The sequence below is a fragment of the Bacteriovorax sp. Seq25_V genome (assembly GCF_000447795.1).
In the GTDB taxonomy this organism is placed as follows: Bacteria; Bdellovibrionota; Bacteriovoracia; order Bacteriovoracales; family Bacteriovoracaceae; genus Halobacteriovorax_A.
Genome location: NZ_AUNI01000020.1, coordinates 233,765 through 247,525 on the forward strand (window position 1 = coordinate 233,765; position 13,761 = coordinate 247,525).

Here is a 13,761-nt window from a genome sequence, read left to right on the forward strand (position 1 = left end):
TTATTCTTGGTATACTTATAGGGTGAATAAAAGAATAGAAGCACTACTTAATGAACTAAACCAAGAAGTTCTAGGACGAGAAGACATCGTTCGAATTTCTCTTGCATCACTTTTTGTTGGTGGCCATATTCTTATTGAAGATGTCCCCGGTGCGGGGAAAACAACTCTTTCTGCAGCTTTATCCCAAGTTACGGGTCTAGACTTTAAAAGAATTCAATTCACTTCAGATCTACTTCCTTCTGATATTTTAGGTTTTCTCTTTCTTGATAAGAATGTGAATGAATTTATTTTCAAGAAGGGCCCAATCTTTACGGATATACTTTTAGCCGACGAAATCAATCGCGCTTCGTCTAAAACGCAAAGTGCCTTTCTGCAGGCGATGGAAGAAAGGGAAGTATCCATCGAGAATGAGCATTTTCAGCTCTCGCCATTATTTTGTGTTATTGCTACTCAAAACTATAAAGATCAAGTTGGTACACACCAACTACCAGAATCTCAAATGGATAGGTTTTCAATTTCTCTTAATTTAGGACAAAATACTCGAGATGTAGAAAAAGAAATTCTAAAAAGAAATCACGGAGCTAAGAGGAAATTACTAAGTGTTATTTCTCATGAAGAGTTTTTAAAGATTGCTGAAGAAATTAGAAATGTAGAGGTTGCTGAAAAAAGCTATGATATTATTCTTGATATTCTTGAGTTGTTTAGAAAGGAGCACTCTTCAGATATTTCAATTCGAGCAGCACAAGATTTGAAAAGGATCTCAAAAGCTATCGCTTTCTTTGCTGGAAGAAACTTTGTGACCCCTGCTGATATTTTCTTCGTAGCTCCTTTTGTATTCTCTCATCGTATTATTAAAGATAATACTATAGGTCATGGTTTTGAAAAATCTAAGAGCTCGTTACAGAAAATTTCTGAATTCCTTTGAAAAGGAATCTAAAGTCTATATTCTTCCTAGTCGCTTTGGTTTTTTCTACCTGACGGTGACTTTTATTAGCTTTGTCTTCTCACTCTCTTTTGGACATCCACTTTCATATTTCTTCTCCATTGTTCTTCTTGTTTTCTTTGTGATGATTGCTTTTTTAACCAATAACTACATGAAGGGTATTGATGTTCAAAGAGTAGATTCTCTTATCCTGACAGAAGAAAATGCAGTACTAAGGCTTTCATTCTCTCATACCAGTAGTGTGCCTGCTTACTTCCATATTTATATCCTCGATCATGATTATCTCGTAAAAAGATATGAATCTAATCTTCGCCTTGACTTAGAAACCTGGGGTAGTGTTAAAGATGTGAATTTGAAAATTTCATCTGTTTATCCTTTTTTCTTATTTAAATCGTGGAAGAATATTCTGCTGATCAAAAATCTCTATATTGTTCCAAGCTTCACACCTGATGTCGATGGTGAGATTGAAAATGAGGACTTTGAATTACGCAATTATATTTACGGTGATAATTATTCTCGTATTAATTGGAAGCGTAGTAGTGATGAAAGAACCCTTGTCACTAGCCTTATTGAGTATGGAGAATCCGATCGACTTGGCAATATTGTTACTTTTGATTTGGTCGAAAGAGAGCTCAAGAAAGAGTTGGCCAAGCTGTATTTAGGTAAACTCTACTTCTATTATCAAAATCGTTGGCAAGTAAGAAATTCAAGTGGCAAGATTTATCGAACAGACCAATTACGAGCAAATATACTAACCCATATGGAGAAGTTTTCATATGGTAGCTAATTATACAAGTAATAGAAGTACACTATATCTTCTCAATTCATTCCTTGCTTTTAATATCTTGCTCTATGATACGATGCCAGTTGGATATTTTATTTATATCGCGCTCATCACCTTGTCTCAACTTATAAGCCGACATAGATTCTTAACTGGACTGTACATATTTTCCACTATCCCGCTTGCAATTTATCTAACCGGACAGTTTAGAAGTGTTGAGTGTGCTACTTTCATTCTCGGGACCCTCTGTGTTTTGAAGGCCTTTGAGGTGAAGAAGCTTAGGGATTTGTTTAGCTATTATGTCATGTATATCCTATTTATGGCCGGTTCGATTCTTCTTACGACTGAAGTTATTGCTATTGTCTTGGTTATTTATTCTTTAGGCTCGATGTTTTTTAACTTAGGAAAAATCACACGAGTGACATATGAACGTGGACGTTTAACTATGATGCTTCTTACTTCAGTCCTCTTTGTAAGTATTTTGTACCTACTCATTCCTCAAGTTGGGATGGGGGGAGCTTTTTCATTTGCAAGTAGTCGAGCAGGAAGCACTGGTGTGTCCGAAGAGTTAAAGCCTGGCACAATATCGGATCTTGTACTCGATAAATCAGTGCACTACATCATTGAAATGAATTCTTTTCCCAAATCTTTCTACTGGCGCGCTTATACCTTTAACCGAACTGATGGTAAGCGTTGGTGGGGAAGAACAAACTATAAAGAGTCGATAAAAACTCGCCAAGATAGTTATGATTTTAAAGTGAATAAGATTGGTCGAAAGAATCTCCCTGTAATCAAGAATAAGGACATGGATATCTTCGTTGCGGCAGACTCAGTTAGTGTTAAAGAGAATGAATACGGAGATATTAAAATTCCAAAAGCTATTTCTAATTATTTTTTACAAAGTGGTAAAATGAGGAGCACCGTCAGCGATGAAGAAAGAAAGTTTAAAACGAGATTGTCCCCAAAGCTGATTAAAGACTTGGATCGATTTAAGGGTCTATCCGTTGATGAGACAGTATTGGCCTTAATAAACTTCTTTAAATCTTTAAAACTTGAATATTCTTTAAGCGGTGCTGACTTTGATACAAATGATATTTCAGGATTTCTATACACTACTAAAAAAGGGTATTGCGAACATTTTGCTTCTGCTTTTGCTCTTGCCTTGAATCATCTCGGTATTCAATCACATGTGTTGGTTGGTTATTATGGGGGTGAGTACAATAAGAGTAACAACTTTCTTGTTTTAAAAGGAGAAAATGCCCATGCATGGATTGAGTATTACGATGGAACTCAGTGGGTAGACTTTGACCCTGTTGAGTTTATTGTTTCAAAAACTTCTCTTCCTCCAAATGAAATGGCCGAAGTTAAAGCGCGAGAGCTTTTCAGCTCGAACGACTTGAGTTTTAGTTTAGATGATTTCCTATATGGCTCATATTTAAAGCTTAACTATCTTTTCTTTAGCTTTGATCTTGAACAGCAAAAGGAGTTATATCAGCGTTTTAGGATTTGGGCCGATGAATTCAGTAATAAAAACCTAAGATTTTACAAATTACTGACATTTTTTCTCTCTTTTTTTCCTATACTGCTTATTGCTACTTTCTTTGGATTGTCAGACTCTCTTACTTTTCGTCTTTTAAAGTGGAGAGAGAGAAAGCTTGGACAATACAATATAATGGAGAGTTTTTTACCAATATATCAATGTAATGAGCAATTGAAGCGAGATTTTTTAGAATTATATCTGAAAAAAAACTATAGCGAGAGTACTCGTCTCGACTTGATAAAGTACCAGTTTTTAAAATGGAGAGTGTTATTAAAAATCTGATTGTAAAATTAATCATATTATCTACTCTTGGTGTGGCATCATTTGCAGAAGTCAAAGTTCTTGTTCTTGGAGACTCGCTATCTGAAGGTTACGGTGTTGGGAAGGATAAGTCTTATGTAAATCTTATTCAAAAAAGATTGGATGAGGAAAAGATACCGATGAAAATCACAAACGGTAGTATCTCTGGATCAACAACATCTTCGCTAGCTTCACGACTCAAGTGGTATCTTAAAATTAAGCCTGATTACGTCATTGTTGCCCTTGGGGCCAATGATGGACTTCGTGGGCTTGATCTCACGCAGATGAATAAGAATCTAAGGGATGGGGTTGAGACTATAAAAAAAGCAAACTCGACTCCAATTATTTTTCCAATGCTACTTCCTCCAAATTATGGACAAACATATCGTGAGACATTTGAGAAAACTTTTACAGCTATCACCGCCGATTATAAATTAAAAGAAGCGCCATTTTTACTTGATGGTGTTGCTGCTCAGAGAGAATTGAATCAATCAGATGGAATACATCCAAATATAAAGGGTCATGAGTTGATGGCCAAGAAACTCTATCCATTCTTTAAAGGACTAGCAGATGCTGGAAATTAGAAATATTAATAAAGGCTTTCAAAACGATACCTATACTCCAATTTTACAAGGGGCTTCTCTTCACATCGGTTCCGGTCAAAAGGTTGCCATTCTTGGTAAGTCGGGAAGTGGAAAGAGCACTCTTCTAACGTTAATTTCTGGAATCGCGCTTCCTGAAAGCGGTAATATTCTCATTGATGGAGAAGATATCACTACTCTTGGAGAAGATGCTCGAGCGAAGTTTAGATCTCATCACATCTCTATCATTTTTCAAGACTACAAGCTTATTGATCACCTCAATGCCCTTGAGAATGTCGCTCTTCCTCTTAGACTTAATAATATCTCCGATTACGAGGCTCAGGCGAAGCTGATGCTTGATAAGGTTGGTCTTGGGGAGAGAGTTCATTCATTTCCAGAAACTCTAAGTGGTGGCGAGAGGCAGCGAGTAGCAATTGCAAGAGCGCTGGCCCTAAACTCTAAGGTTATCTTAGCTGATGAGCCTAATGCAAATCTTGATATTGAAACTGGGCACGAAGTTATGGGGTTATTATTTGATCTTGTTAAGGAATTTGATCGAACTCTAATCTTAGTTACTCACGACCGTGATCTTGCTCTTAAGTGTGATACGACATACTCACTCTCTAAAGGTCTATTGGAGAAGATGCCTTGATCTTTAGATACTCATTTTCTTTATTAAAGAAGAATTTTCTTATTACATGTCTGATGGTGATGAATCTCTTCATTGGCGTCTTAATGCCAATTGGACTTTATTCTTACAAGAATACTATCAATGATATTTTTCAAAAAGGTGGTCAGGGCATCATTGGTGGGGATTTGAAGATTTCATCTCGTATCAAGCCCCGTGATGAAAGCCTCAAGGGGATCGATGAATTTCTTGGGGATGAGATTGTCTCAAAATCTGAGTTAAAGAGTTTGTTCTCCATGGGAAGTGCTAACGACAAGATTGGGATGTTAAATCTTGTTACAGTGAAAGGGGAGTTTCCTTATTACGGAACCATTAAGACGAAAAATGGGACATCGCTTACAGATCTCTCTGATTTTGAACTGCTTGTAAAGCCTGAAGTGTTATTGAAGTTTGGCGTCGCTATTGGGAATACGATTGATATCAGTGGTTATAAATTTAAGATCGTCGATACAATCACTAAAGATGTGAACGAGGGAATGCAGATCGCACAGATGGCCCCTAAAGTTTATGTCAGTGAAAAGTCTGTTATGGATGCTGGGCTGATCTCTGAAGGAAGTACAATCTTTTATTCATATATTTATAAACTTAAGCAAGAGCTCATTCGTGATCGATACGTTGCCCTGAAAGATAAAATACTTGATACGAATATCCGCTTCACTCGTGCCGCTGGTGCGAATGATATGTTTTCGAGATCACTCAATATCGTCTTTGATTTTTCTCAAATTATTTTTTTATGCGGGATACTAATCAGTGTGAGTGCTTTTGCATTTATTTACCGTTATTTTCTAAAGAAAGAATCATCTAATATTTTGACTTATAGTACCCTTGGAGTGAGTCGACGTTCAATTTATGGGATCTATCTCCTTCATGGGATCTACTGTCTTGCTACGACCTTCTCTATGGCCTATCTCTTTAGTTATGCTATTTCTCCTTACGTTAGTGAGATATTGGGAAAGTATTCATCTGTCAGCCTTGGAGATTTTACTCTTCTTATTCCATTTAAATTTCTAGGAATACTTTCCTTATTTCTTTTATCGATTATTGTGACATTTTGCTATTCAACGATTGAAGAAAAGAAAATCGGTCTTTCATATTATATTGCGCCAGTTGTGACTTTAATTTTACTTGTCTATTATCAGACAAATTCTATTTTGATTGCACCAGCGATAGTCGGACTATTATTACTACTATTATTGATATTCTATTATCTTCTCCCTATGGCCTTAAGACCATTGCTTGGAGTTAGAAATACATTCTTTAATATGGCGATGCTCTCACTTATAAGAAATAGAACAACGACTATATCAAAGTTCTATATTCTCTTTGTGACTTTCTTTGTTTTAAACCTCATTCCGACAATATTCATGTCGATCAGTTCAGATATTGAAGTTGGGAAGTCGAGTCGTCCTGATTACTTTGTCTTTGATATCCAGGAAGACCAATTTGAACCATTAAAGAAGTATCTAGCTGAAAATAAGATTGAACATTCATCGGTGTCACCAATGATTAGGGGAAGATTAACGGCCATTAATGGTAAAGAAGTTAAGGCCGATGCTAGTGAGAATTCCTCTTTTGAAGGTGAACAAAGAAATAGGGCCTTGAATCGAGGGGTGAATATTAGTTATGAAAATACTCTTAATAGTGCAGAGAGAGTAATCAAAGGAAATTACTTCAAAAATAGTTCTCCTGATGACGAGGTAAATGAAGTATCTCTTGAAACTCGCTATGCCAAGCGTATTGGAGTTGATGTCGGTGATAAGATCTCTTTTGAAATCTTCGATATTAATTTTGACGTGGTGGTAACTTCTATTCGATCTGTGAAATGGACGAGCTTTCTTCCTAATTTCTTCATTGTTTTTGAAGATGGTTTGTTAAACGATGCACCTAAGACATTTCTTACAACTCTAAGTAATGTTAAAAATTACAGCGATATTGTAAAACTAGTTAATGAGTTTAAAAGTTTAAGCATTGTAGATATAAAAGAGATGACTGCCCAAGCACAGAAGTTTCTTTCAATTGTTCAAGTGATTATTATTAATATGGTACTCGTTTTCTTAGTCATTAGTGCTCTATCATTTATTTCACTAACATTTTTTAGTATTAAAATTACACAAGCTGAAAATCAACTTCTAAAATATCTTGGAGTTGGCTTTGCTGAACTTAGAAGAATTCGCGTCACAGAATTTATGACTTTAAGCGCTCTCTCAATCTTGTTGGCCATTATTATTGCTTTTGTCGTGGGGTATATTATTGTTGATGTTTTTCTTGGGATAAGCTTTACGTATGTACCAATTATACTTCTTTTGAACTTTATTCCTTTTCTTGGAATATTCTTTTATAACAAACGGTTTCTATCTTATTAACTAGAAACCGTAGAAGAATCCATTAGTTTTCTCTGATAACTCTTTGAGAAATTTGTAGAGATCATTGCCCCTTGATGAGAAGACCATTTTTCCAACACCAATCGTATTGATCTGAATTGAGCGCCCATTGTGCCAAAGAATATCTTTAATAAGATCTTTGTAATCATCAACTTTCCTCGATCCAGAAATTGTTGGAAGACCATCACTTAAGAGCACGATATCTGTGGCTTCTTTATAGTTACTCATGGCATAGAGCATGGCCGATCTTGTTGGAGTATTTCCTTTAGGTACAAGATTATTTAGAAAGTCATACACTTCTTCTTTTACTCGTAGATTATGAAGTGATTGTGTGACTCCCCATAGAGAGTAATAATCCTGATTAACAGAGTGAGGGTAGTAGACTACATCAACTTTATATTCTTTTCCCATCGATGCAATAAGCATTTTAAGTCCGGCCTTAACTTGTCCAATTTTTTCACCTTGCATCGATCCTGAAACATCGATAATAAATACAATATTCTTACCCTTGAAATTAAAGCCTGTATCAGCCGAGCCATCTCCTTCACTCTGTGATTTTTGAATGATCTCCGACTCTTCCTTAGCCTTTGTTTTAATTTTTTCAAGTTCTGCTTGTAAGGAACTTACTTTCTTTTCAAGCTCTTCCTTGGCAAGCTTTCCTTCACTAATAATTTTTTTCTGATCTTCATTGTCGGTGAGACACTGTTTTAAAAGCTTCTCTTCGTTAGTACATGTAGCCTTAACGATTTTTGACGAGGCCTCAGGGGCTTCATTCTTTGGAACAGAGATAAAGAGAATAATAACAGCACCAAGCGCTCCAGAGAGGAGATCAAGAAAGGATATATTGAATACGTTAATTTCTTTTCTTTTCATTATGCGATTTCAATCTTGTTAATTAGGTTTTCAATTACATATTCTTTACTTTTTACATGAAAGCTATCTGTCTTTCTTTGAAGATCATGAAAGAGCCACATTAGAACAATACTCAGAACAAGGGCAACTAAAGTAGTATCAAAGGCCACTCCAAGAGTCAGTGCAATTGCATTCATATCTTTACTATTAGCTATCATCAGGGCCTGAGAAATACCTAGAACAGTTCCAATGAAACCAAGAGAGGGGATGGCCCAAAGCAGGTAACGAATATTGGTCTGCTCCATCTCTGATGTTTCACGGTGAAGGTCTGTCATAATATTTAAGACGTCGAGTACTTCTGAGATATTTCTTGTACTTCTAAATTTCGCACAACTATTCCTGATTAATTGAGTCAGAAGAGTTTTTGTGTGTTTTGCTTCAAATTCTTTAATTGAGAGGTAAAGATCATAAACATCAGTTGCCATAAGAAGATGCTTTTCGTTCTTAGGTAAGAGATCGGCCTTGAAGTAAGAAGTCTCAGCCGTCACTTTTCTATTAAGTTTATTGATTTCTAAAATTGCCCAAACAAAGGCGACATAAGTGATCCACTGAATATAACCGCCACCACTGAAGTCTCCACCTAGAAGTAGAATGATTCGTTGAGTTGTTTTAAATTGTGCACCATCGATGAGGAGATTGAGGATATTCATTACTACAGAAAAAACAGTTCCTGACAGAAGTGCTTTTGTAATATTGATTACTTCTTTCTTTGTAAGCATATTTTTACCTTTTATAGATTTATTTGTTTTTGGGGAAGAATCTTATACAATTTATTGTAATGATATTAAGGAGAAAGATAAGTGGGCAAAAAAGAAGAGACTAAAAAGTCATCTGAAAAAAAACAAGTAAGTGGTGAACTTTGTGTAAGAACGCTTGCAATGCCAGGGGACACAAATCCTAATGGTGATATTTTCGGTGGTTGGGTTCTATCTCAAATGGATATTGCTGGAGGTATCTTCTCGGGTAAACATTGTCATGGAAGAACGGTAACGGTTGCTATCGAGTCGATGACATTCTTAAAACCTGTATTAGTAGGGGATGTTCTTTGTTGTTACTGTGATCTTATTAAAGAAGGAAATTCATCAATCACTTTAAAAATAGAAGCTTGGACTATTCGTCGTTTTGAGACAGAAAGAGTTCTTGTTACTGAAGGTGTTTTCACATACGTTGCTGTAGATGAAGAGAGACGCCCTCGCTCAATTCATTCATTTAGCACAAAGTAGGAATTATGGAAGTTTTAAATGTAGATAGTTTATCGAAGAGTTACTCTGGGAATCAGGCCCTTAGTAATTTTTCAATTTCTTTAAATAGAGGTGAGGTTATTGCTCTTTTAGGCCCAAATGGTGCAGGAAAGACTACCTTTGTAAAATCAATCCTAGGCTTACTTAAAGCTGATTCTGGGACTATTAAGTTCTTTGATGTGGAAAGTGATAGTGTATCAAGATCAAAGGTAAGTTACCTCCCTGAGAAGTTTACGTTTTATCCTTATTTTACAATTGAAGCCACGCTGAGATTCTATGCTGATATGTATAATATCAAAAGTAATCGCCAAGAGATAATTGATAATGCTCTTAGAAAATTGGGGATACTCGATATTAAAGGCAAGAAAATCTCTGATATTTCTAAAGGACAACTACAAAGAGTTGGACTAGCTTGTGTCACAATGGGAAGCCATGAGTTTATCATTCTTGATGAACCATTTTCTGGACTTGATCCAATTGGAATCAAAGAAGTTAAGGATCTTTGTGTCGATCTAAAAAAATCTGGTAAGACTCTTCTCATCAACTCTCATATCCTTGCAGAAATGGAGAAGATGGCCGACAGGGTAATTATTCTAAACAAGGGAAAGACTCTTGCTTTTGGTTCTGTTGATGAGGTTCGTGGAGATATGAGCCTTGAAGATAAGTTTTTCAAATTAGTAAAAGATGGTGAAGCGCATGCTTAATTACTCATTAGTTCAAAATACAATACAAAAAGAAATTCGTAATAAGGGTGTAATCTTCCTTTTCTTGATGACTCTTATTTCTCTATACCTAGGGCACAGCTTGGCGGTTGGAGTGAAAGAGTATGTTGATGAGGCTAATATGAGTGCTCTTATTGCAAACTCAACGCAAGCGATCATCATTACGTTTGTTTCAACAATTTCAATTTTCGTTTCAATTATTATTGGTATTAGCGCGATTAGAAGTGATCAGTCTTTAAGAATCTTACCTCAGATCTTGAGTTTTCCAATTTCAAGACTAACTTATATTATGAGTCGAATCACAGGTGCTTGGGCACTTAGTGTGATCTTTTACGCGATCACTGTGACATTTGGGATATTGATCTTGAAATTCTCTGGGGCAATGAAGGTTGATTTCTTGTCGATGCTCATGACTTTTGGGCTAATGCTCTTATCTCTACTAACAGTTACATTTGTAGCTAGCTTTATCTCTGTTTACTTAAATAAGATTGCATCATTCATTTTAACAATCGTATTCTATCTTATTTCAAAATTTTCTTACTATAACTTTATCAATGGTGGTTTTGAGAAAGCAGAGTTCTCTATTTCTAAAGTTCTTGGACTCTTTGCCCATTATTGTTTACCAAGAATAGGAGAGTTAAATTACTTCAGTGAAGGCTACTTAAGCGGGAAGACATTTGATTCTACATCTCTCGTTCTCGCTTTGGTGCACTTTTTCTGTGTTATAATTATTTGGGGATATATTTTTAAATTCCTTTTTGAGCGTAGGGAAATTTGATTTGAAAAAAATATTTATCTTCCACACAAATACAACTGCATCAGGTGCTATTGCGAATCTTTTAAAGGTTCAATATGGCGTCGAATCAATTTGCGATGATGACTTTGACAATGCCCTAAGACAACTTAAAGCTTGGGAATTTCCTCTTATTATCACTGTTGATAAAATCAAGGATGAAGAGGATCGTGTTGTTGAATCAGCTTCTAATTTTCTAAATATTATTACAGATAATTCTTATGAGAGTAAGGTTCTCGTGCTTGGCGAGTTAGATGTTTCGTTTGGGAATTATTCGACAATGAAATTTGATGCTGACTGTGATGATATTTGTCGCGAAGTAGTGAAAATTTTAAATATTACCAAAGAAGAAATTGAATTTGTAAAGCAACCCGATTATCTCGCCATTCCGATTCAAAATTTCTATCAGTTAAACAATCCTTGTGCTGATATCTATATTCGAATTAAGAAGCAGGGAGGCGATCAGTTTGTTAAGAGAATTAATGCTGATGAGGAGATGGATAAGGGAATTGTAAAAAAATATGAGTCGATGAATCTTACTGAACTCTATGTGAAGAAAGAGAATTTTTCTCATTTAATGAATCAAATTCTAAATCAATCAATTAAAAGAATTGTTGAAGCACACCGAGCAGGTGAAAATATTTTAGAGGTGAGTTCTGACTCATTTGAAATATCACAGAACTTTATTGAACAATTAGGAGTTACTCCAGGGACCATTAAAATGGCCAAGACGTCAATTAAGTCGATGATGAAGACAGTGTCTGCAAACTCTAAATTATCTTCAATCTTGAAGGAAATACTTCAAAACGAATCAAGCTACTCATATAAGAGAAGTTATCTTGTATCGCTCTTTGCCTTCCAGATTATGCCTGAGCTTGGATGGGGAAGAGGAGATCAACTACAGCAGAATCTTGAGAAGATAACTTTTGTTTCTTTCTTTCATGATGCGTATCTTCGTGATGATAAGTTAGTTCGAATCATGAGTGCAGAGGAATTGGAAGCAGCCGATCTTACTGGAGCTGAAAAAACTCTTATTTTAGAGCATGCAAATAGGGCCTCGACTTTGGTTCAGGGGATTCCTCAATGTCCGGCGGGAATTGATGTTATTATCAGGCAGCATCATGGTTCAGCGAATGGAATTGGATTTCCTTCGACTCTGACTTCGAGTATTTCTCCAATGGCAGTTGTATTCATTGTTTTAGAAGATTTCTCTGATAGAATTTTAAGAAGTGTCTATAATAAAGAAAAGGTTTCAATTGCTGAAACCCTTTCAAAATTAGAAGAAAAATATAAACTACCGAGTTTTAAAAAAGTTATTGAGCTTTTAAAAAACTTACTAGTTAAGTAATTTATTTCTAACAAGATCAGTAAAATACATTGCGATTGCCATAATGAAAAAGAAGGCGATAACACCCGTTGCGCCTGTTGCAATATTGGCAATTGCTGGTCCCGGACAAAGTCCAATTAATCCCCAACCAATCCCAAAAAGAATCGGGCCAGCGATAACTTGTAGGTCAAGTTCCTTCTTCGTTGGTAAGAAGAATGTATCTTCACAAATTGGTGCACTTTTCTTTAGTACAAGGGGGAAGGCCACAAATGTGATGAGAAGAGCGCCGCCCATTACTAATGCTAGAGAAGGGTCCCATTCACGTGTGATATTTAAGAAGCCTTTTACCTTTTCTGGAGACATCATTCCTGAAAGTCCAAGGCCTATTCCAAAAATTAATCCACTTAGTAGAGAGTATAGTTTTTTCATTTCTTAATCCTTAGTTCGTGATAAATACAGTTACAAATCCTGCGGCCATAAATAGTAGTGTGGCAATAATTGATCTTTTAGACTTTCGTGAAAGTCCACAAATCCCGTGTCCACTTGTACAACCATTTCCAAGTGCCGTTCCAATTCCAACAAAGATTGCAGCGATGATAAGTTTCGGGTTGATCTCTGTGATAGCAGAAGCATTGATTGGAGCAGAGGCAATGTTGTTGTAGATAAGTCCTCCAGCAATGAGACCCACGATGAAGAGAAGACGTACTAGTCTGTCGTCATTTGTTTTCGACGTGAACATTCCTTTGAGGATACCACTAATTCCGGCAATTCTTCCTGTCGTTAGTAGAAAGAGTGTTGAAGCGAGTCCAATCAAAAGGCCTCCAGAGAGACTTTCAAGTGGAGTGAAGTTAACAATTGTCATAAGAACTCCTAGTTACAATATATATCGTGTAGAGATTGAATGAGAGAGTACATTTTTTGATCGCAAATTTGGTAGTAACTCCATTTGCCATCTTTTCTTATTCTTACAATTTTCTTGTCTTCAAATTTCTTCAGGTATTGCGAAATTTGGGACTGCGATAACTGTGTTAGTTCTTCGAGCTCAGAAACTGACTTCTCCCCATCACACAGAAAACATAGTATCTTCAAGCGTCCTTCGTGAGCGAGGAGCTTTAAATTTTCTGCGACAATAGGAGCTTTTTTGAGTACCTTATTCATATACACATATTATAATATATTAATATGTGTATCAAGAAAAAAGGCCTTGATTAAGGCCTTGAATTCATTAGTGTCTATGACTTACTTGATTCGTAATCTTAGTCAAAACCATATCCATCGTCTTATATAAACTATCTGATTCAGCCTTTGCCACAAAACTTTCTGACTTATTTTTAATTATGGCCTCGGCTACCTGAGTGTCTTTTTCAATCCAACAAGTCCAGTTTATTGTAGCCTCGGGATTAAAGAATTTTTGGAGTTTTTCGCTTTTTGATCTGATTTTTTCATCTAAAGCTTCAGTGTGTTCAAGATTTCTAAACGTGATAGTACATTTCATTGAGAACCTCCTTGGATGAAAGGCAAAGAAATGCCAGATACTTGTTATCTTAAGCAT

General features: G+C 36.0%; 16 protein-coding genes. 10 read left to right on the forward strand and 6 right to left on the reverse strand.

Annotated features, from left to right (window positions below; genetic code table 11):
* Positions 1 to 22: 22 nt before the first annotated feature.
* The 6 genes from M900_RS13825 to M900_RS13850 are packed head-to-tail and all read left to right on the forward strand — an operon-like array spanning position 23 to position 7,196.
* On the forward strand, positions 23 to 925 hold the full coding sequence (locus M900_RS13825) for a MoxR family ATPase (protein ID WP_021275548.1): 903 nt from the start codon (positions 23 to 25) through the stop codon (positions 923 to 925).
* On the forward strand, positions 879 to 1,730 hold the full coding sequence (locus M900_RS17775; RefSeq protein ID WP_157680674.1) for a DUF58 domain-containing protein: 852 nt from the start codon (positions 879 to 881) through the stop codon (positions 1,728 to 1,730). The genes M900_RS13825 and M900_RS17775 overlap by 47 nt, the downstream gene beginning before the upstream one ends.
* Entirely contained in the window at positions 1,720 to 3,546 is a 1,827-nt protein-coding gene (locus tag M900_RS13835) for a DUF3488 and transglutaminase-like domain-containing protein (protein WP_021275279.1), read from the forward strand. The genes M900_RS17775 and M900_RS13835 overlap by 11 nt, the downstream gene beginning before the upstream one ends.
* Entirely contained in the window at positions 3,522 to 4,148 is a 627-nt protein-coding gene (locus tag M900_RS13840; RefSeq protein ID WP_021275569.1) for an arylesterase, read from the forward strand. Before M900_RS13835 ends, M900_RS13840 begins: the two co-directional genes overlap by 25 nt.
* Positions 4,135 to 4,797, forward strand: a complete 663-nt coding sequence (locus tag M900_RS13845) for an ABC transporter ATP-binding protein (protein WP_021275332.1) — start codon at positions 4,135 to 4,137, stop codon at positions 4,795 to 4,797. The genes M900_RS13840 and M900_RS13845 overlap by 14 nt, the downstream gene beginning before the upstream one ends.
* The gene (locus M900_RS13850; RefSeq protein WP_021275644.1) at positions 4,794 to 7,196 is read left to right on the forward strand and encodes an ABC transporter permease; all 2,403 of its coding nucleotides are present in this window, start codon (positions 4,794 to 4,796) and stop codon (positions 7,194 to 7,196) included. Before M900_RS13845 ends, M900_RS13850 begins: the two co-directional genes overlap by 4 nt.
* Here M900_RS13850 and M900_RS13855 read toward each other — a convergent pair whose 3' ends face one another.
* Together M900_RS13855 and M900_RS17365 are read right to left on the reverse strand one after the other, a co-directional pair.
* Positions 7,197 to 8,087 carry a VWA domain-containing protein gene (locus M900_RS13855; protein WP_021275625.1) on the reverse strand — a complete coding sequence of 297 codons (891 nt, stop codon included), beginning with the start codon at positions 8,085 to 8,087 and terminating at the stop codon, positions 7,197 to 7,199.
* Positions 8,087 to 8,845 (reverse strand): MotA/TolQ/ExbB proton channel family protein, encoded by a 759-nt coding sequence (locus M900_RS17365; RefSeq protein WP_021275519.1) that lies wholly within the window; start codon positions 8,843 to 8,845, stop codon positions 8,087 to 8,089. Before M900_RS17365 ends, M900_RS13855 begins: the two co-directional genes overlap by 1 nt.
* A gap of 81 nt (positions 8,846 to 8,926) precedes the next feature.
* Between M900_RS17365 and M900_RS13865 the strand changes: the two genes are divergently transcribed.
* From M900_RS13865 to M900_RS13880, 4 genes are read left to right on the forward strand one after another with little or no spacing between them, the layout of a single operon-like run.
* Positions 8,927 to 9,349, forward strand: coding sequence for an acyl-CoA thioesterase (locus M900_RS13865; protein ID WP_021275395.1), 423 nt, complete (start codon positions 8,927 to 8,929; stop codon positions 9,347 to 9,349).
* Positions 9,350 to 9,354: 5 nt separating this feature from the next.
* Positions 9,355 to 10,071, forward strand: coding sequence for an ABC transporter ATP-binding protein (locus tag M900_RS13870; protein ID WP_021275487.1), 717 nt, complete (start codon positions 9,355 to 9,357; stop codon positions 10,069 to 10,071).
* Complete coding sequence (locus tag M900_RS13875; RefSeq protein ID WP_021275676.1) at positions 10,064 to 10,867, forward strand: ABC transporter permease; 804 nt, start codon at positions 10,064 to 10,066, stop codon at positions 10,865 to 10,867. Before M900_RS13870 ends, M900_RS13875 begins: the two co-directional genes overlap by 8 nt.
* A 1-nt stretch (position 10,868) precedes the next feature.
* Positions 10,869 to 12,230 (forward strand): hypothetical protein, encoded by a 1,362-nt coding sequence (locus M900_RS13880; protein ID WP_021275549.1) that lies wholly within the window; start codon positions 10,869 to 10,871, stop codon positions 12,228 to 12,230.
* Here M900_RS13880 and M900_RS13885 read toward each other — a convergent pair.
* The 4 genes from M900_RS13885 to M900_RS13900 form a co-directional block, all read right to left on the reverse strand.
* The gene (locus M900_RS13885) at positions 12,219 to 12,638 is read right to left on the reverse strand and encodes a DUF6691 family protein (RefSeq protein WP_021275357.1); all 420 of its coding nucleotides are present in this window, start codon (positions 12,636 to 12,638) and stop codon (positions 12,219 to 12,221) included. The two genes, M900_RS13880 and M900_RS13885, sit on opposite strands and share 12 nt — an antisense overlap.
* A 10-nt stretch (positions 12,639 to 12,648) precedes the next feature.
* Positions 12,649 to 13,071: a YeeE/YedE family protein gene (locus tag M900_RS13890; protein WP_021275497.1), complete on the reverse strand. Its 423-nt coding sequence runs from the start codon at positions 13,069 to 13,071 to the stop codon at positions 12,649 to 12,651.
* 8 nt (positions 13,072 to 13,079) lie between these two features.
* Positions 13,080 to 13,367, reverse strand: a complete 288-nt coding sequence (locus M900_RS13895; RefSeq protein WP_021275612.1) for a helix-turn-helix transcriptional regulator — start codon at positions 13,365 to 13,367, stop codon at positions 13,080 to 13,082.
* 67 nt (positions 13,368 to 13,434) lie between these two features.
* Positions 13,435 to 13,704, reverse strand: a complete 270-nt coding sequence (locus tag M900_RS13900; RefSeq protein ID WP_021275314.1) for an HPF/RaiA family ribosome-associated protein — start codon at positions 13,702 to 13,704, stop codon at positions 13,435 to 13,437.
* Positions 13,705 to 13,761 lie beyond the last annotated feature (57 nt).

Coding starts and splice junctions, on each gene's coding strand:
- M900_RS13835 (WP_021275279.1), top strand. CDS start 1,720: ATGGTAGCTAATTATACAAGTAATAGAAGTACACTATATCTTCTCAAT.
- M900_RS13840 (WP_021275569.1), top strand. CDS start 3,522: ATGGAGAGTGTTATTAAAAATCTGATTGTAAAATTAATCATATTATCT.
- M900_RS13845 (WP_021275332.1), top strand. CDS start 4,135: ATGCTGGAAATTAGAAATATTAATAAAGGCTTTCAAAACGATACCTAT.
- M900_RS13855 (WP_021275625.1), bottom strand. CDS start 8,087: ATGAAAAGAAAAGAAATTAACGTATTCAATATATCCTTTCTTGATCTC.
- M900_RS17365 (WP_021275519.1), bottom strand. CDS start 8,845: ATGCTTACAAAGAAAGAAGTAATCAATATTACAAAAGCACTTCTGTCA.
- M900_RS13870 (WP_021275487.1), top strand. CDS start 9,355: ATGGAAGTTTTAAATGTAGATAGTTTATCGAAGAGTTACTCTGGGAAT.
- M900_RS13875 (WP_021275676.1), top strand. CDS start 10,064: ATGCTTAATTACTCATTAGTTCAAAATACAATACAAAAAGAAATTCGT.
- M900_RS13885 (WP_021275357.1), bottom strand. CDS start 12,638: ATGAAAAAACTATACTCTCTACTAAGTGGATTAATTTTTGGAATAGGC.
- M900_RS13890 (WP_021275497.1), bottom strand. CDS start 13,071: ATGACAATTGTTAACTTCACTCCACTTGAAAGTCTCTCTGGAGGCCTT.
- M900_RS13895 (WP_021275612.1), bottom strand. CDS start 13,367: ATGAATAAGGTACTCAAAAAAGCTCCTATTGTCGCAGAAAATTTAAAG.
- M900_RS13900 (WP_021275314.1), bottom strand. CDS start 13,704: ATGAAATGTACTATCACGTTTAGAAATCTTGAACACACTGAAGCTTTA.